Here is an 18,044-nt window from a genome sequence, read left to right as displayed (position 1 = left end):
GACGTTTGATCCGCGAAAGTGGATCAAACGTATTTTGAACGCGTTCAAATGTTCTGTGCTGACATACACCCCATTATCGTGATGACGGCGACATCCTCCAGGTCACAGTCTCATCGGCGCGACGCGACGCAACGCATCACGCATCCTCGGTTGCGGATTGACCGCCAAGAAGGGATCCCCATGCGGAAAAACGCCTTCACACTGATTGAACTACTTGTTGTCGTCAGCATCATCGCCCTGCTGATCGCGATACTGATGCCGAGCCTGAGCGCCGCCCGCCAGGCGGCTCGCATCACCGTGTGTATGTCCAATCAGCGTCAGCTCACGCAGGCGCAGATCGGTTTCACTTCCGATCATTTCATGCGTCTGCCTGGCGCTGAGACGGCGGGCTGGTCGGACGTGCCTGCTGAGACCTGCTGGGTGCTCAATGACACGATCCCCGAAACGATCAAGACGATGAGCGATGGAAGTTTGTGGACCTACATCGGCAAACAGGCGGCCATCTATCGCTGCCCCAATGAAAACCGAGTTGACTACATCCGCAGCTATTCCATCGGGACCTATCTTAATGGCCATGTCCCGCTCGACTTGAGTGGTTATCTCAATCCCGCCCGCTCGGTGAGCGCGATCGTCAATCCGTCAAAACGTCTGGATTTTCTCGACGATTCCGATCCGCGCGGATACAACGACGGCTCTTTCTGGCTGGGCGATCCGCACAGCGGACCCCTCTCGTATGTTTGGATCGACTGGCCCGCTGACCGCCACGGCGGCGGCAACCCCCACAGCTTTGCCGATGGGCATGTCGTCTTCTACCGCTTCGGCGATCCGCAGACCAACTCCCTCGGCTGGTTCGGTACGCCCGCCCCCAACAGCCCCGACTACGCCTACTTCGCCGCCATCTGGGCGCCTTGAGCCGCCCATAGCATAAACCACGCGGGCGCAGCGATCCGGTTCGACGCTCTCCGCATCCTCGGCGAGACCCGATGTCACCCTCGAATCGACGATGGAATCCTCATGGGCAGCGAGTCTTGGAAAATGTCCGTTCAAACGGTATGAGGGATTTTCAAGCAGATGGGTCATCCCGGTCTTTTTACATATCACCAATTGAAAGGTTGTTCGGTGAAATGTCATGCGTGGGTCCGTCAACATAGCGCAATCGTAACGGTCGCGTTTCTTGCGCTCTTTGTCTTCGTCACTCCAAGCGTGCTGTGGGCGACGTACCCGCTCGGCGCGATCGGCGGTCATGGAACCGTCGCATACGACACCGCCGAGTTTAAGGTCACGCAACTTGACGCCAACGCGCCTGGTGCCAAGGGGGGACTAAAGGTCGGCGACCTGATCATCGCGGCGAATGGCGTTAAATTTCCCAAAGCCAACAGCGATCCGAATACCGGCGGCGACGGTCCGCAGCGCGTTCTCGGCGATCAGATCGAAATCAGCGAGTCGCGCTCCGAGGGCGAAGCGGGCCTCGTGCTCACTGTGCTGCGTGACGGGTCGGAGACGAAGATCACCATTGACATCCCGCGTCAGCCCCCACTGAGCAAGACCTGGCCCTACGACTGCGCCAAGTCCGAGGCGTATCTCGACGGCATCTGTCGTTTTCTGGCGGCGACCCAGCGTGACGGGTATTGGTGGACCGGCTACAGTGCTGGAGCGGACTATACCACCATGGCGTGGGCGGGACTTACATTGCTCGGCTCCGGCGACTCGAAGTACGACGAGAACGTCAAGCAGATCGTCGAACGCATCCGTAGAAATGGCATCAACGTCACCGACTGGAACTGGGCCCATTTCTATTCGGGCATCTTCCTCTGCGAATATTATCTGGCGACGCAGGATGAGTCGGTGCTCCCGCTGATCCAGGAACGCGTTGACAGACTCGTCGAGAACCAGGACAAACAGACCGGCCGGTTCGGCCACGGGGGCCTGCCGGTGACCTACAATGGCGGCGGCCTGAACATCGTGACCAGCGGCGTGATGTGGTTCTGGGCGATGGCGCGCGAGTGCGGCGCGAAGGTTCCTGACGAGGCGTGGAACCGCTCATTGAAGTGGCTCAAGGACTGCACCGGGGGTGGGGGTGGAGTCGGATACGCTTGGGCTTCCGACGATCACCAGGGCCATGGTCGAACCGGCCAGACCATCCTCGCGGCCTATGTCGCCAATATCGAACCCGACTATCGCAAACGATGGGCGAGCTGGCTCAAGAACAATCCCAAATCCGTGCGTGAGAATCATGCTTTCACTGTACCGGCTATGGCACCCGCTTTCGCCTCGCTTGCCGCGACGGACCCCGACGGCTTCCGCGCCTACATGGACGAGTGGCGATGGTACTTTACGCTCTGCCGCCAACCCGACTTCTCCGCAGACTATGCCCCCGGCAAGGAAAACAACGGCGGCGACTCCTACCTCAATACCCGCATCATCTCCAACGCCTGCCTTGGCTACATCCTCTGCTCATCACGCCGATATCTGTACGTCTACGGCGGCTACCCGCGCATCGCCGGCGTCCGCTTCGGCGAGTTATCTCCGAAACTACGCTCGATCTACACTATGATCCGCGACAAGAAGATTCGCGCCGCGCTCATCGACGCCGCTCCGATCATCGGGGGCTCCGGGACCGACGCCGACAAAGCCAAACTGCTCTACGAGTTCGTCGTCGGCCCGGCGCGCACGCGCTTCAGCGAAATCCTCGCTGAATTCGACCGCGGAGAGCTTTACGAGGGCAATCTTGAGCTGCGCAATTTCTTCGGCCTCTACGGCGACCTGCCCGAGTTCCGCCCCCAAACCGATCAACTCAACACCGTCTTCAACGATCCGACCAACAAGCAGCGGGTCGAAGCTGGCCGCGTGTATCACGCACGACTCAAATACATCGAACGCGCCCCGGGTGTGAAGACCAAGGTCTTCAACGAGTTCCTTGAGCAGTTCGCCGGCATCGAGCCGTACATCGACTGGATTAAGGCCCGCAAGGATGGCCGGACGCCCGAGGACAGTGTCACCCGCCTCGCCTCGCTCGCGGCCCCCGAAGGCGACGGCGCCAAGGACGTGGCGCGGCTCAACCGAAGCGAAGCCAATAGCGAAGCGGTCAAAGCGCTCGCCGAGGCGCTTCGCCCGCAGGTCGCGCCGCTTCATCTGCCCGACAACTCCGCCAAGTTGTCTCGTGACGACGTGCGCTCCGCGCTCGCCTTGCGCCAGCTCGAATCCGCCGACCGCTTCCGCACCCAGGGCAAAGACTACGACGCCTACGTCGCCTACACCGCGATCGTCAAGAACTACGACAACACGCCCGCCGCCCAGATCGCCCAGCAATGGATCGACGGTTACGAGAGCAACAGGCAGACCATGAAGAACTTCGAGGCCATCCGCGAAGTCGATCGAAAGGTCGAACGCGAGAAGGACGCCAAGCGCCTCTACGATCTGGCCGCGTCCCTCAAGCAGACCGGCCACCCCGACATCGCCCGCCGCCAATTCGAAATGATCATCAAACTCTACCCCGACACCGAGGCCGGCAAACAGGCCCAACTCGAAATTCCCGGTCCGTGATGGAGAAGATCGGTACGACCCGTGTATCGGCTCCAAATTTCAAAATGTCTCGCAAAATCTGCACAAGGAATGCGCCGTGACGCTCGACCGCAACTCATCGTTCATGTGCCCAACCGATCGCGGTCCATCATTGGGATCGAAAAGGATCATCTCGCGCCGCAGGGCGATTCAATATTTGGGCTGGTGCTTGGCGCCGGCGTGTGGGGTGGTCACGCCGTCCATCGCCAGAGCCGACGAAGTCTCGTTCAATTGCGAGACGCCCGGCAAAGGCTGGTTACGCGTTGCCTACGCCATCAGTGAAGTCAACGACTATCACGAGTTCACACTCAGCGTGTGGTCCCGGTATCGCGCTTACGGCGAGGATGCGGAACGAAACGTCCTGAACCTCGGGCCAATCAGACGCGGCACGCGCGGCGCGACGAATCCCATGAAAATCGCACCGACGACCCTGCGCATCGGCATTGCCGGCGTGGGCTTTCAATACCGCGTTCAGGTTCAGTTCAAACCCGAAGACGGCAATGACTACAAGGTGATCGGCGAACAAACCGGGACATTTTGAATCGCGGTGATGGAATCGCATGCTCAATGGTCGCCAAAGTCGAGAAACACAATCAACATTGCGAATGGCCAAATGAAAATGAGGCACATCCTTATCGTTCTGACCGTTTCGCTGATCGCTACCCAAGCCGGCGCGGCCGAACCGCCCAAACCGTATGGCGCGACGCCGACGCCCCGGCAACTGGCGCATCAGGAAATGGAGATGTATGCGTTCTGCCATTTCACGGTGGACACGTTCACCGGCCGCCAATGGGGCACCGGCGGCGAGAGCGAAACTGCATTCAATCCCACGGCGTTCGACGCGAATCAGATCGTCGGCGCGCTGAAAGCCGGCGGACTGACGGGCGTGGTCCTCACCTGCAAGCACCACGATGGTTTTTGTCTCTGGCCGTCGAAATTCACCGAGCACAGTGTGAAAAATGCGCCCTGGAAGAACGGCCAAGGCGATGTGGTGGCGGAGTTCGCGCAGGCGTGCAAGAACGCGGACATGAAATTCGGCGTCTATCTCTCGCCGTGGGATCGCAATTATCCGGAGTATGGCCGGCCTGGTTACATCACCTATTACCGCAATCAACTCCGGGAACTGCTTACAGGCTACGGCCCGATTTTCGAGGTTTGGTTCGACGGTGCGAACGGCGGCACCGGTTACTACAAGGGCACAGTCGGCCCGGTCGAATCCCAAGACGTGAACGAGCGCCGCAACATTGATGCCGCGACGTATTACCAATGGCCAGCCACGTGGCAGTTGATTCGGAAGCTCCAACCCAACGCGAACATCTTTTCCGATGCCGGCCCGGATTGCCGGTGGGTGGGCAATGAAGACGGTTGGTCGCCCGACCCGTGCCGCGCGACAATTGACTACGTGCCGAACGAAGCGCCCGGCCATATTATCGACGGTAATAACAAGCTCGGTCCCGGCATCCTTGGCGGCAAGACATGGTGCCCCGCGGAAGTGGATGTCTCCATCCGTCCCGGCTGGTTCTGGGATGCGTCCGAAAATGGCAAGGTGCGTTCGCCGGAAAATCTTATGCAGATCTATCTGAACTCTGTCGGCCACAGCGCGACGCTCATTCTCAACGTTCCGCCCGACCGTCGAGGCATCCTGTATGAAAATGACGTCGAAAGCCTCCGTCAGTTCGGTGAACATCTTCGCGCGACATTTGCAACGAACCTCGCTGACGGTGCGAAGCCCTATGCCAGCAACATCCGCGGCGGCGACACCCGGGAATACGACACGCAAAAATTGCTCGATGACGACCGTTGGAGTGCCTGGGTAACCGATGATTCCGTGACAACGCCCGAAGTGACATTCGAGCTTTCCGGCCAGAAAACGTTCAATCTGATTCGCCTCCGCGAGGACATCCGCCTCGGTTTACGCATCCAAGGTGTGGCGGTGGACGTTTGGCAGGACGGTGCGTGGAAGGAAATCGCCAAGGCGGAATCCATCGGAGCATGTCATCTGTGGCGCGTTCCTAAAACAACCACCGGCAAAGTTCGTATTCGCGTCACCAAATCGCCGGTGTGCCCGGCATTGTCGGATTTCGGCTTGTTCCTCGAACCCGAATTCGACATGTGGGTCCCGCCGGTTGGTGGCGATCCAAAAATGGCGATGAAAGCCAAGTGGAAAGTAGTCTCTGTTTCCTACGAAGCGGGCGCAGCGAGGAATGCGATTGACGGCAACCCCGGTACGCTGTGGCACACCCACGGCTCGGACGGCGAACACCCCGCCCCGCATGAGATCGTCGTTGACCTCGGCAAGATCGAGACCTTTGCCGGATTTACCTATCTGCCCCGGCAAGACGGCAGCACCCGCGGCATCGTGGATCAATATGCGTTCTATCTCAGCGCCGACGGCAAAGACTGGGGCAGGCCGGTGGCGGAAGGCGAGTTCGGTAACATCAAGGCCCACCCGGTCGAGCAAACCGTCACGTTTGACAAGCCGGTGTCCGCGCGCTTTTTCAAGTTCGTCGCCAAACACAGCGCCGACGGTAATCACATCACCGTTGCCGAAATCGGATTGCTTACCAAATGAAACATCACCAAATGAAAATCCTTAATCGCGTACGGCCTGCCGTCGCGGGGTATTCCACTCGCCAGGGACGCCGAAGGCAAGGTGATCATTCACATGGTCAAGGGTTCACGTCCCGCCGCCGAGTATTCCGAGGAGAGGTCGGCGAATGAAATCCGCGAGGATGTGAAAAAGGTTTTGGAAGCCGAAGGTGTCAGGTTGAGCACGAACCATGTCGTCGTCTTCACGCGGCTGGGTAACCATGAAGGCTCGAACACTTGGCACAACAGCCCGTATTGCGGGATGGGTGATTGTCACAGCGGCTTCTGCTGGCAATTTGATTCGGATATTCTCGACCCGCGTTTTTTTATGGACACGAATCAATGGGTGAATGACCGGCAATACGGCCGCATCAGTTATGGCCGCTACCAGAGTTTTTTCATCGGCGGTACGACTCACGAGCTGGGCCATTGCTTCGGTCTGCCGCACAACGCCGAGACGCCGGCGGACCGGCCCGTTCGCGGCCATGCGCTCATGGGTGACGGCAACCAGCATTTGCGCGAGGAACTTCGTCACGAGGGAAATGGTTCTTTCATTACGCTGGCGCACGCGCTGTGGCTGGCCTCCAACCCGCTGTTTTCCGGCGTGGATAAGGGATTGACGAAACAATGGAATGCCATCGTGACGAACTGCGTGGTCAACTCGCCCGCCGCCGGGCAGTTGAACATCACCGGCAAGTTCACGTCCAACCAGCCCGTCTATGGCGTAGTGGCTTATGTTGACCCCGATGGCCATGATGATTATGACGCGGTGAGTTATGCCGGCACACTCGGCGCGGACGACACGTTTTCTTTTGAAATCAATTCGCTGCCCAAATCCCGAAAACCCGGCGAAATCCGCCTCATTCTCCTATGCGTCACCGGTCAGCACCTCGCCGTGGGCGACACGTGCCAGTTCCGTCAGCGATACACCATCGACGCGGACGGACGCATTCGCACCGGCGAGAACTGAAATGACAGGCCGCATTTCCCATCAATATGCCTTCCGCGGATTATGTTCCGAAAGAGGGGAACTCGGTACCCTGCTCGGCGGCCAGCCGGCGATGATCCACTTGTACGTGGATCTGTTGGAGACGCGAGATTATCCTGGTCGCCGGCCTGATTTTTCCGATCATCAATCTCAGTTCTCACCGCAAGCAAGCAAAATACACCGTCATCGAGAGCACCCCAATGCATAGATCAACGAAAATGACAATTCAATGTTCACGGTGCGGACAAAGATATCAATCGGACGGAAGGGTCGATTCCACTGCCGTGCGATGCGTGAAATGTGATGCGAGATTTCGTGTATTCCACAACGTCCGCGACTCCAAAGCCACGCAGCCGCTATTGCCTGCGGAGCCGGCACGTCATACCGACGGCCACGCGTTTTCTGATCGTTCGCCTAACCGGGGGCTAAAGGTTGCCGCAATTTTCGGCAACATCATTGTTATGGTCGTGCTGTTGACGGCATTCATCGGAGCCGTCTGGTTCTCCCACAATCCTGACGCCGGCGATACCGCTTCCACGACGGCTCCTGATCGACCACCGATAGCGCCAATTGCCGGCGTCGAATCGCCGCCAGCTATGCCGACGATTGTTGTCGCGTCATCGTCGACTTCGCCGGTGGTCACGCCCCTACTGCGGGCGACTGAGCCGGCGGCTATCGCAAAGTCGCCGTCTGTTGCGGTCGCGAATGCACCCGGCACACTCGAACACATCAAGAGGTCCCTGGCGGAACGCGCGGACAACTATGAGGCCGCGCTGGCACGCGCCAAGGCAACCGGCAAGGACATCGTTGTTATTCAGCGCGGCAGCGATTGGAATCGACTGGGTGAGACGCTGTATCACAACGTGTGGCTCGCCGACGACTTCGCCGAGGCGCTGGGCGACAAGTTCATTCTCGTTGCCGTGGATCACGCTGAAGTCCTCGGCGGACGCGCCGTCCGTGGTGAATGCTCCGCGGTGCGATGCGGTGTGACGGGATTTTCGGAAGTTCAGATCGGCAGCTCGCCGCCACGCCATCTGGCGGACATTTGCGAAGACGATGCGCCGATCCCGCCCAGCGAAATCATCAGTGTCGTTTCGCAGAACAATCTCGTCTACTCCCGGCGCGACGACGGCGCATGGATCGCCACCGGCGGCAACACGCCGGGCGAGGACACGCTGACGTTGAAGATGAGAGCCCGTACGGGCGGCAGCGTGCTGCGTCTTGATTTTCCAACGGACCCGAAACTGCCCGGCGACGGCCCCGGCCTGGCGCACAACGGCAACTTCACCCTCAGCGAAGTTGAAGTGGTCGTTGCCGGTACACCCGTGAAGTTCGTCGCCGACTGGGCGAGCGCCACCGAGGGCGACTGGGGCGCATGGCTGGCGATCGACGGCGTCAACGATCGGTCGGACAACTTCTGGAATCCGTTGGCGCATCAGCATCAGCGTCGCACATTGCTGCTGGTGCTGGCATCGCCCGTGCCGGCGGGCGCGTCGCTGGAGGTTCGGCTCATCTGCAAATCGCCATGGGGCCAGCATATCCCCGGCAGCGTGCGCGCCGCCGTCCTGGCGGATAAGGCGGTGGATGGCGATGTTCGTCTTGTCTCACAGGCGCAGGTGCTCCAAAGCAGGAACCGTCAATTCTCCTGGTGGGACAAGACGTACTGCCCGCGCATCGCATTGATGGACAGTGAAGGTCGAGCGGTGGCCTGCGAGAACAAGCCGCGGCTGGAGCTGACTTCCAGGACCATGGCGGCCCGCATCATGGAAATGCGAGCGGTACGGGAGAAGCGTGATGCATTATGGGCGGAAGCTGAGCAGGCGCGAGGCCCGGCGAAGGCCGAACTGCTGCGGCGGAGCCTGAGCGTGATGGGTTTCGCCAACTGGGATGGCAACGACCATTGTTACAAGTTCGTCCACGATGAAATCCGGGCCGCCGACCCGGCGGATGAAAGCGGTGCGATCCGCTGGCTTGGCTTTGGTTCCGACCCGAGGAGCGGCGTGCCGTGGGCCAAACCCAGTTGGAATGACATTCTGAACAAGAAGGATCTCACCGATGCCGATTATGAGGCGGCGGTGGTCAGCGTGAACAAGGAGTTGCACGATCCACGCAACCGGGTGCTCGATCATGAACAAATCCAGCGCATCATGATCGCGAAGTTTCTCATTGATAAGCGCTGGCCTGGTCACGAGGATCAGCGATTTGAGGTGCAGCGGGAAATCGCTGCTTTGGATTCGACCACATTCTGGGGCATCGGCGCCACCGGTTACCTGGGCATGTTTCATCGCACAGAGGCGCCGATGTTGACCTATGGCTGGGCGGCCAGTCAGGTCCAATCCGGTTTGAACACATGGGACATGACCGACACCGCGTATTTCTTCGACCATGCCGGGCCGTACAAAGTCCGCATGAACACAACCGGCGGCAGTGATGCGCTTATGGTCAAACGCATCGCGCTGCTGGATGGTGCGACGGTGTTGGCGGAAGCCGCGCCCGATGCGGTTCTCGGGCCGGACCATCGCACTGTTGAAGTCACGCTCGATCTCAAAGATTGGCGGGAGGATCGCAAAGTCGTTCTTCGCGTCGAAGCCCAAGCCACGGAGGGGCGGACCGACAGCGCCGGCAACTTCGACATTCAGCCGGAACTTTTGCCCATCACTCCCGTTGCCGGGTCTCGTTCTGTTGCAGCGGCGACTACGTCGATAATGACGTTCGACGACATCACCTCGATGCAGCAGAAGCTCAGCGACACGCTTGCGGCCAAAGCCGCAGCCGGCGCTGCCGACCTCGAACGCGTGATGGCGTCGCCTCAGTTGCGTGCGGACCTGGCGCGATACGAAGTGATTCATGTCTGTGGCGAGAACAAGGTCGCCGACATCGCCGCTCGCGAAGGCGGCAGCACATTCCTGCAAGCATTCTTTGGTGATACGAACTGGATGGAATCGTTCCTCGCCTCCGATCCCGCCGACTCTCCGCAGGCGTTGGAAAATCTCTGGCTCTTGAGCCGGTATGAACCCCTCAGCCAGCCGCTGGTCCACCAGCGCATTGCGACGGCGCTGGCGCTGGAGTGGGGAGACGGCAACCGGTATCGGCTGGTGGAGCGCTACCGGCAGGTGCTCGGAACGCTGCAGCAGGGGTTTCCTCACCGCCGCCCGACTCGTCTGGCTGGCACAATTGCAAGTCGAGCGTGACAAGCCCCGCGCTCAATTCCTGCCGGGGTGGCGGTACAGCGTTTATCAGCATGGCGTCGGCGCAGGCTTGCCCGACTTTTCCAAGCTCACGCCGGACAAGACCGGCTCATGTTCCGGTATCGACCTTGCTACTGTTGAGCCGTCATCGCCGCAGAACTTCGGCGTCGTTTGGGAGGGCCAGATTCAAGTGAACAAGTCGGGGTTGTTCCGGATCAGCACGAAATCCGACGACAGCAGCCGTGTGTCGATCGACGGCAACGCCATCGTCGGGGCCAATTGCAGCCGCCAGGAAAAGGAAATCGCCCTCACGCCAGGCCGACACGACATGCGGGTGGAGTTCAGTCAGGGCGGCGGCGACTTGTATCTGACGGTCGGTTTGGACGGCGTGCCGCCGAGTCCCGCCACCGATTGGATGAAAACCTACGAACAAGCCATCAAAGCACAGCCGACCAACTACGGCACGTGGCTCGCCTGCATCAAGACCTTGGAATCCGTCAAGGACGTGCCGGCCGGAACGTGGCTCGATCTGGGTCGGCGGGCCGCACATACATTCCCCGCTTATCACGAAGCCGGCTGGGCGCTGACGCGACGATGCCTGGACAAGGTGCTGCCGGGCATGACGCCGCTGGAGCGGGTCGGCGTGCTGCTGGCTTGCAACCGAGAACTGCGGCAGGAAAACGGTCAAAAGCTCGTCACATTCTCGTATGACGACCTGTTGCAATGGCAAACCAACCAGATCGGCGATCCGGCCGTGGCGGCGATGTATTTCGGCAAGTTGCTCGCCATCCATCATAACGACAATCCGAAGGACAATTGGGTGTTCGAGCAGGTGCTCAACTGGAGCAAGAACCACTTTGCCGCCTACTCCGCCACCGCGTATGCCGAATTCTTCCGATCGCAAGGCGACAAGGTGGACAAGAATCTGCTCCGCGCCACCCTCTCGACCTGCATCCGCAAAGCCGGGGAAGCCGGCGACATGGCCAGCTACCGGCTTTGGAACCGGATGGCTGCACAGATGCTCCCGCCGCTCAAACCAGGCGACGTGTTTCTCAACGACGCACAAGCCGCCGCGGCGCCGAAGTACGCGCCGTTTCCCGGCGACGTGTTGAGCAGCTCCGGCTTGTTGCGCACCAGTAGCGCCTGCGAGCATGATCGGCCGCTCTCTTACGCACAACTGCTTAGCGGCGGCTTCGGCGGATGGTTCGACACCAACCCCGAGGAGAAGCCGTGGGCGGAGGTTCAGGTGGCCGGCGAGAGTCTGCTGACAGGCATTGTACTTGTGAACCGATACGAATTCGCATCGACACAGGACGAGTTTCAGTGGGCCGCGCCGCTTCGAGTCTCCGTTTCCGCAGACGGCAAGACATGGACGGAAGTGGCGTCATTCGACGCAGCTCAGGACGTCTACCGCGTGGACCTGCAACAACGCGGCGTCCGCGCCCAATATGTTCGCATCGAACGCATACCCGACGCCGACAAAACCAAACCGCCCGGCCGTTTCCACTTCCGCAACTTCCTTGTCTTCGGCAGACGGCTTCGCTGACGGGCGGATTCAAGTCCGAACACTTCACCGGGTAAATACAAGAAGGATCACGGGGCGTGCGGTGAATTGAGGATGTCCAACGACCTTGATCTCACCCGGCCCGTGATGCCTCACGCCGCTTCGACGACCCATCTCAGCCGAACGCCCAATGCCGTGGCGATCCTCGTCAGCGTGTCCACCGTGGCGTTGGGATATCGCGCGTTTTCCAACTTCGACAGGTTTGATTTGTCGATGCCGGTCCGTTTGGCCAGATCGGTCAGGCTCAGGCCGGCCCGTTCACGATGGGTCTTGAGTTGGGCCATCACCTCGCGGATGGGTTCGAGTTCAGCCATCTTCCGCCGCGCCTGTTCGGCCAGTTCATCGCGCCGCCCCTCCACGTGCTGGATGATTTTCGCGTGCCGCCGCCGGATTGCGTCGGTCGCCTGTTCCTTAACGGGTTTGCTCTTGCGATGGGTCATGTCAGTGGCTCGGGGGTTGGGGCTCGTAGGCCGTGACCGGTCGGATCGTGTCCTGATCGACTTTTTCGTACACCACGATGAGCCAGCGGCCGTGCCGGGTTTCGCCCTGCACCACGCAGTAGGCGGGGTTCGACTGGCTGGGGACTTCGTCGATGATCGGGTCGTCCAGCACATCATGTACCTCGGCCTTGCTGACCTGATGATCCGCGATCTTGGTTTCGTTGATCGAGTTCCACAGAACGAACGGGTACATCGGCCAGACTCTCCGATTGTTGGTAAATATTACCACAGCCCGGCGCGAATGTCAACACCCCGCGACACGAACGCCATCAACTTCAGGCGATGGCCATTTCCAATTCATTGCCATCACATGCGTTATGATTTTTGGGCGTAATGTTGGGCTTTTTGACACTATTGCCCTTTGATGGACACACGTGCCCCGTGTTCCAGCACCGAGTCGGTCACCGAGTGTTTTTCGAACGTCATAACCGGCGCTTGGATCGAACAATACGCCACTTCCGGGGGCTGTTGCCAACGTGAATGTCGTGGGTTCAAATCCCATCACCCGCTTTGAAGACCCGGCGCCCATTGGTGCCGGGTTTTTCGTTTTGGCGGGGAATGGGGCGGGGGCGGCGGTGTTATCATGCGGGGATGAGGATACAACAAACGGTCACACGGCGGGTTGGGTTTCTCGGGCTGGTGCTGCTGGCGGCGCTGTCGATGAGGGCGTCGACGCGCGGGGAGGTTCGGCTCGAAGCCCCGATCGAGTATCAGGTGTTTGAGCGCGTGAGCCGGTCGCAGGGGGCGGTGAGCGTACGCGGGACGGCGGACGAGGGGGCGGATGCGATCCTCATCACGCTCAGCGGCAAGGGCGTCGACGGCGAGGCGAATGTGCAGTTCCGTGCGCCGGTGAATGCGACGACCCATCAATTCGACTCGGCGTTCATCACGCCCGCCGGCGGATGGTTCCGCGTGAGCGTGCAGCCGGTCAAAGGCAAGGAAGCAATCGGCAGCGCGGCGACGGTCGAACACGTCGGCGTGGGCGAAGTCTTCGTCATCGCCGGTCAGTCCAACTCCACCAACTACGGACAGACGCCGCTCAAACCGGCGAGCGGCATGGTCGCGACGTTCGACGGCAAGTCATGGCGCCTTGCTGACGATCCGCAGCCGGGTACGGGCGACGGATCGAAAGGCGGGAGCTGCTGGCCGGCGTTCGGCGATGCGATGGCGGAGAAGTTCGGCGTGCCGATCGGCATTGCGTCGACGGGCTTCGGCGGGACGAGCGTCAATCAATGGCTCCCCGCCGGCGAGCGATACGCCGTCAAACCCACCGCCGGCGGAAACTTCACGCAGGTCGGCGACGCCTACGAATCGCAAGGTAAGTTGTACGATCATGCGATCGAGCGTATTCGCCAGCTCGGCCCGCACGGGTTCCGCGCGGTGCTCTGGCATCAGGGCGAATCGGATTCCAATCAGCCGAGCCCCACGCCGCGGCGTCTGACCGGCGACGAGTACGCCGCGGCGATGACGACGATCATCACGCACATGCGCCGCGATGCCGCATGGCCCATGCCCTGGATCACCGCGCAGGCGTCGTACAACAAGGCAATCGTCGATGGGTCGCACGTGAGCGAAGCGATCCGCGCCGGGCAGGCGAAGCTGTGGAGCGACGGCGTGACGACCGAAGGGCCGGACACGGATACGCTCGACGCGAAGATGCGGACCGGCGTGCATTTCAGCGAGGCGGGCCAGCGGGCGCACGGTCAGATGTGGGCGGAAAAAGTCAGCCCGTGGCTCGCCGCGCAGCTCCAGGCCCAACCCGCTGACAATTCAGCGATCGTGCCCGTGACGCAGGACCGCGACTATCGCATCTATGACTGGCAGACGCGGCATCATCAGGTATTGGATTTCATCAAGGCCCGTCCGCCGCGACTGATCGTGATCGGCGATTCGATCATGCACTACTTCGCCGGCGAACCCAAGGCCCCGATCGCGCGCGGGACCGACGCATGGAGCAAGCATCTCGCGCCGCGCGATGCGGCGAACCTCGGGTTCGGATGGGACCGCACCGAAAACGTCCTCTGGCGCCTCGATCACGGCGAACTCGAAGGCATCGCGCCGAAGGCGGCGCTCGTTCTCATCGGGACGAACAACCTCGACTACAACACCGCTGACCAGATCGCCGCCGGCGTCGCCGCCGTGTGCGATCGCATTCACGACCATTGCCCGACGACGCGGATTCTCCTGCTGGGCGTACTTCCGCGGCAAAACAAACACAAGACCGAACCCGCCCAGGTCAACGCGCTGCTCGCGCCGCTCGTTGACAAACCGTACATCACCTATATCGACGCCCGCGACGTTTTCGTCACCGCCGACGGCGTCGCCGACAAAGCGAAGTTCAACGACGAAGTCCACCCCAGCGCCGCCGGTTACGCCGCGTTGTTCGACAAGCTTGAGCCGACGCTGGCGAAGCTCATGGGCGAGTGATCGGCTTCACGCCGCCTTGTCCGCGACACGCTCCAGTTCACGCACGACACGCTCCAGTTCGCTCGACAGCGGGTGCGGCCCGGTCTGTGCGAAGATGTCCGCGAGACTGCGGTAGTACCAGAGCGTGCCGTCGCGACCGCCCTTGAACCGTTCGAACACGCGCGGCCCCAGCGTCAGATAGTCGCTGAGAATCGCCCGCGCGTTGTGAAGCTTGTCGCAGGCGCTGATGAGGCGAATCGACGCATCCGCCTCGCGCAGGTGCGCTAGGTACGTTTCCTTCCGCGCTCGCCAAGGCGGCTTGGGCTGAGCGTACGAATCCGTGCACCCGGCCACGAGATTCGCCACGCGCTCGCCAAACGTTTCGCGGATCGCCTCCAGCGTCGGCAACCCGCCCTGATCCTCGACCGCATCGTGCAGTAGCGCCGCGATCGCCTCGTCTTCGTCCGCCCCGTGCTCCATCGCCAGCGCCGCCACGCTCAACAGGTGCGCCACGTACGGAATCCGCGAACCCTTGCGGGCCTGCTCGCGGTGCAGACGCAGGGCGAACCCGACCGCCTCCTCAAACCGCTCGGAAATCGGCAGCATGACGATCCTTTCCATAAATTTGCTTTGCCGGCGATCGAACCCTCGGTCCCGACCCGCCGTGCAAGTCTAGCGCGGCATCGATGCGGAGTGCATTGCGTTTTGAAGTTCTCGGCGGCACGCCTGACATGAGGATGTCAGGCGAGTTGATACATTGGATTTGTTCTTGTGACAGCGCGTCAGAGGTGTGGTCATGTGGATCCCTTCGGACTGGTCTACGGTGGATTTGTATTTCTCCTTGGCGGATGAATGCTTTTTTTGCGAGGGCAGCACGCTGATGTGGTGGGGCAAGCGCACGTGGGATCAGCTTGATGACTCGCAATGGTTTGAATCGATCAGCGCAGATGACGGGATGGCAGCTGCGCGGCTGATGGTCGCAGTGATGGCGATCGTTTGGATATACAAGGATTTCGGCACACTTGTGGAGGATATTGAAAGCGATGATCCGGATTGGCAGGCGTGGTATGAACTGTTTCGCGACTTTGAAGAAACAAGCATGGACAGTCTGACGATGGCGCGCACGTCGGAAGACTGGCGGGAGATCGAATCGGCGATTGTTGAAAACGAGACGGACGGACTGGACGACATTTTGGATCTGATCCGAGAAGACCTGGACGAGACGTTGCGTTGTCAGGCGATGGCATTTTTAGTCAGCCGCATGCGGGCGGCGCTCATCGGGGCGTTGACACGGACCTGGGGCGGGGCGCCGCGACTGGCGGCGAGCTTGTGGGCGAGCACGTGGAGAGGATGGGCCACGGCGGATGAGCCGGAGGCGGAAACCGTCCCGCCGCGGCGCGACCCTGAACTGCTTCTGACGACCGTTGAGGCGGAGATGGTCAACGAACGGGCTGAGTCGTTCTACGAAGATGCACTGGTGATCGGGGAGGAATACTCGGCGCTACGGATGGCAGCTCTGGAATGGGTGATGGAAGGCTGCCCGATCCGAAATCCCGGCACGCCGCAGTTTGAAGGATGAGCGATCAGAGTCGATCGAGGATCGTTTGCCATCCGCTTTGCACCATGACATGAATCTGTAGGTCATCGGCGTCGGGCCGCGTGCGGCGACAATGGCGCTCCAGCACGCGGCGGAGATTCGGCGGGGAGAGCGGACGGGCATGACGGCACGAGCGCATCCACTCGCGGAGCGTCAGGTCGATGCAGCGATGGAGCGGGTCGGAGTTCATCGCTTTGACTTGCGGCGGGACGGTTTGGATCGGGGTGCGTACGCATCGACCATCCCCTGTGCCAGATCACGCACACGGTCCGCCAGCTCGACCGGCTCGATCACCACGCAGTGCGGCCCCATACTCAGAATCCACCACACGATCTCGTCCAGCCCGTCCACGCAGCACCGAAAGGTGATCGATTGATCCGCGTGCCATTCGATCTCCTGCGTGTGGTGCCAGTGCGTGTCGGCGATCGTCTCGGCGAACGCGGCGTCAAATCGCAGCTCGACGCCGTAACTCTCGGACCCGCGGATCATGCGCCAGGCATCGCCCAGATGTCGATCGACGCTGAATGTGCGGGGAATCTTGAAGGAACGCGCCGTGGGCTGCACGGCCGAGAAGCGATTGAGCTTGAGGCAGCGCACCGCCCGCCGGCCGGCGTGATGACCCAGCACGTACCACGCCCGCTGCGAAAAGAACAGCGTGTAGGGCGAGAAGTCGAACGATGTCTCGCCGCGCCGGCCGCGACGCGTTCCATCGATCGAATCATACTGGCAGCGCAGGATGCGCCCGCCGGCGATGGCGGCGCGCATCTGTTCGTACACATCGGCGATGCCTTCATGCGGACCGGCGCGGGCGAGGCGGATGTCGATGTGGCCGTCAAGCCGCTCCAGTTCATCGCGCATGGCGGCGGGGAGCTGGCTGCGGATTTTGGTGATGGCGCGGCCGGCGGCGCGGGTGAGGGGAATCTGCTCCTTGTCGCCGACGTGCTCGCCCAGCGCGATGAGGGCGAGCGATTCATCGAGCGTGAGCGAAACCGGCGGCATGAAAAAGTCGCGGCGCACACGGTACCCGTTCGTCCGCGTGTCGAAGAAGTAGGGGATGCCGGCCCCTTCGAGCATCTTCATGTCACGATAGATCGTCCGCACGGTGACGCTGCATGTCTGAGCCAGACGCTGCGCGGTCCAGTCGCCGTCGGATTGAATGAGCGTGAGGATCCGCAGAAGACGATGAATGCGACTGTAATCGGCCGGCACGGCAAAAGCCCCCGCAACAGAGGATGAGAACGCCAGTCTAGTCATCGCGGGATCGCCTCACAAGCCTATTGCCGTCGGGGGCGATATGAAAAGCCGGGGACGGAACCAAAGGTCCGACCCCGGGGTTGAGCCCCCCGGAATCCGCGGCGATCGCCTCCGGAGCCGACCGCCGGGATGGGCCGTTCGATGTGTCGCATGCGTCCGTGCATCACGAGTCTAGGGGCAGTCTACCGACGCCACTGACAAGGGCGCGTCAGGGCGCAACGGACCGAAGTGGAATTTCACTGGACCGGCGGCGAACCGCGGCTAGAGTGATGCCGTTCGACAATTGAATCGTGCATCGCGAGCGGCGTGAGGGCCTCAGCCCGAAGATCGCCCGGCAACCTGCCTTCGCCGGCAAGGTGCCACTGCTGACCTGGACACAGGAACGATGCGGCCCGCA

The 18,044-nt window shown here is 61.1% G+C and carries 13 protein-coding genes and 1 riboswitch; of the genes, 8 read left to right on the top strand and 5 right to left on the bottom strand.

Annotation, left to right across the window (positions count from 1 at the left end):
* The first annotated feature begins 18 nt into the window (after positions 1 to 18).
* The 6 genes from GC162_00375 (at position 19) to GC162_00350 (ending at position 11,872) form a co-directional block, all read left to right on the top strand.
* Positions 19 to 912: a prepilin-type N-terminal cleavage/methylation domain-containing protein gene (locus GC162_00375; GenBank protein ID MBI1367085.1), complete on the top strand. Its 894-nt coding sequence runs from the start codon at positions 19 to 21 to the stop codon at positions 910 to 912.
* Positions 913 to 1,203: 291 nt separating this feature from the next.
* Complete coding sequence (locus tag GC162_00370; GenBank protein ID MBI1367084.1) at positions 1,204 to 3,543, top strand: hypothetical protein; 2,340 nt, start codon at positions 1,204 to 1,206, stop codon at positions 3,541 to 3,543.
* Positions 3,544 to 3,619: 76 nt separating this feature from the next.
* Positions 3,620 to 4,102 carry a hypothetical protein gene (locus GC162_00365; GenBank protein MBI1367083.1) on the top strand — a complete coding sequence of 161 codons (483 nt, stop codon included), beginning with the start codon at positions 3,620 to 3,622 and terminating at the stop codon, positions 4,100 to 4,102.
* 9 nt (positions 4,103 to 4,111) lie between these two features.
* Positions 4,112 to 6,133 (top strand): hypothetical protein, encoded by a 2,022-nt coding sequence (locus GC162_00360; protein ID MBI1367082.1) that lies wholly within the window; start codon positions 4,112 to 4,114, stop codon positions 6,131 to 6,133.
* Positions 6,134 to 6,226: 93 nt separating this feature from the next.
* Positions 6,227 to 7,120 carry a hypothetical protein gene (locus tag GC162_00355; protein ID MBI1367081.1) on the top strand — a complete coding sequence of 298 codons (894 nt, stop codon included), beginning with the start codon at positions 6,227 to 6,229 and terminating at the stop codon, positions 7,118 to 7,120.
* Positions 7,121 to 10,147: 3,027 nt separating this feature from the next.
* On the top strand, positions 10,148 to 11,872 hold the full coding sequence (locus GC162_00350) for a hypothetical protein (protein ID MBI1367080.1): 1,725 nt from the start codon (positions 10,148 to 10,150) through the stop codon (positions 11,870 to 11,872).
* A gap of 110 nt (positions 11,873 to 11,982) precedes the next feature.
* On the opposite strand, the gene GC162_00345 is transcribed toward GC162_00350, so the two are convergent.
* Entirely contained in the window at positions 11,983 to 12,330 is a 348-nt protein-coding gene (locus GC162_00345; GenBank protein MBI1367079.1) for a helix-turn-helix domain-containing protein, read from the bottom strand.
* Position 12,331: 1 nt separating this feature from the next.
* Positions 12,332 to 12,583, bottom strand: a complete 252-nt coding sequence (locus GC162_00340; GenBank protein MBI1367078.1) for a hypothetical protein — start codon at positions 12,581 to 12,583, stop codon at positions 12,332 to 12,334.
* Positions 12,584 to 12,870: 287 nt separating this feature from the next.
* Between GC162_00340 and GC162_00335 the strand changes: the two genes are divergently transcribed.
* On the top strand, positions 12,871 to 14,817 hold the full coding sequence (locus GC162_00335) for a hypothetical protein (protein ID MBI1367077.1): 1,947 nt from the start codon (positions 12,871 to 12,873) through the stop codon (positions 14,815 to 14,817).
* Between the two features lie 6 nt (positions 14,818 to 14,823).
* Here GC162_00335 and GC162_00330 read toward each other — a convergent pair whose 3' ends face one another.
* Entirely contained in the window at positions 14,824 to 15,417 is a 594-nt protein-coding gene (locus tag GC162_00330; protein ID MBI1367076.1) for an HD domain-containing protein, read from the bottom strand.
* Between the two features lie 175 nt (positions 15,418 to 15,592).
* Between GC162_00330 and GC162_00325 the strand changes: the two genes are divergently transcribed.
* Positions 15,593 to 16,375, top strand: coding sequence for a hypothetical protein (locus GC162_00325; GenBank protein MBI1367075.1), 783 nt, complete (start codon positions 15,593 to 15,595; stop codon positions 16,373 to 16,375).
* Positions 16,376 to 16,379: 4 nt separating this feature from the next.
* On the opposite strand, the gene GC162_00320 is transcribed toward GC162_00325, so the two are convergent.
* Both GC162_00320 and GC162_00315 read right to left on the bottom strand, forming a co-directional pair.
* Positions 16,380 to 16,583 carry a hypothetical protein gene (locus GC162_00320; protein MBI1367074.1) on the bottom strand — a complete coding sequence of 68 codons (204 nt, stop codon included), beginning with the start codon at positions 16,581 to 16,583 and terminating at the stop codon, positions 16,380 to 16,382.
* The gene (locus GC162_00315; GenBank protein ID MBI1367073.1) at positions 16,580 to 17,647 is read right to left on the bottom strand and encodes a WYL domain-containing protein; all 1,068 of its coding nucleotides are present in this window, start codon (positions 17,645 to 17,647) and stop codon (positions 16,580 to 16,582) included. Before GC162_00315 ends, GC162_00320 begins: the two co-directional genes overlap by 4 nt.
* Positions 17,648 to 17,936: 289 nt before the next feature.
* A riboswitch (SAM riboswitch) is annotated at positions 17,937 to 18,039 on the top strand.
* Positions 18,040 to 18,044: the final 5 nt, after the last annotated feature.

The sequence above is a fragment of the Planctomycetota bacterium genome (assembly GCA_016125255.1).
Lineage (GTDB): Bacteria > Planctomycetota > Phycisphaerae > Phycisphaerales > Zrk34 > RI-421.
The sequence above is the reverse complement of the archived record's forward strand: the minus strand, read 5'-3'. Positions and strand labels throughout refer to the sequence as shown.

What these genes read in the sequence shown, in the direction of transcription:
- GC162_00360 (MBI1367082.1), top strand. Translation starts at nt 4,112, where the DNA reads ATGGAATCGCATGCTCAATGGTCGCCAAAGTCGAGAAACACAATCAAC.
- GC162_00355 (MBI1367081.1), top strand. Translation starts at nt 6,227, where the DNA reads ATGGTCAAGGGTTCACGTCCCGCCGCCGAGTATTCCGAGGAGAGGTCG.
- GC162_00350 (MBI1367080.1), top strand. Translation starts at nt 10,148, where the DNA reads ATGAACCCCTCAGCCAGCCGCTGGTCCACCAGCGCATTGCGACGGCGC.
- GC162_00345 (MBI1367079.1), bottom strand. Translation starts at nt 12,330, where the DNA reads ATGACCCATCGCAAGAGCAAACCCGTTAAGGAACAGGCGACCGACGCA.
- GC162_00340 (MBI1367078.1), bottom strand. Translation starts at nt 12,583, where the DNA reads ATGTACCCGTTCGTTCTGTGGAACTCGATCAACGAAACCAAGATCGCG.
- GC162_00335 (MBI1367077.1), top strand. Translation starts at nt 12,871, where the DNA reads ATGTCGTGGGTTCAAATCCCATCACCCGCTTTGAAGACCCGGCGCCCA.
- GC162_00330 (MBI1367076.1), bottom strand. Translation starts at nt 15,417, where the DNA reads ATGGAAAGGATCGTCATGCTGCCGATTTCCGAGCGGTTTGAGGAGGCG.
- GC162_00325 (MBI1367075.1), top strand. Translation starts at nt 15,593, where the DNA reads ATGTGGATCCCTTCGGACTGGTCTACGGTGGATTTGTATTTCTCCTTG.
- GC162_00320 (MBI1367074.1), bottom strand. Translation starts at nt 16,583, where the DNA reads ATGAACTCCGACCCGCTCCATCGCTGCATCGACCTGACGCTCCGCGAG.
- GC162_00315 (MBI1367073.1), bottom strand. Translation starts at nt 17,647, where the DNA reads ATGACTAGACTGGCGTTCTCATCCTCTGTTGCGGGGGCTTTTGCCGTG.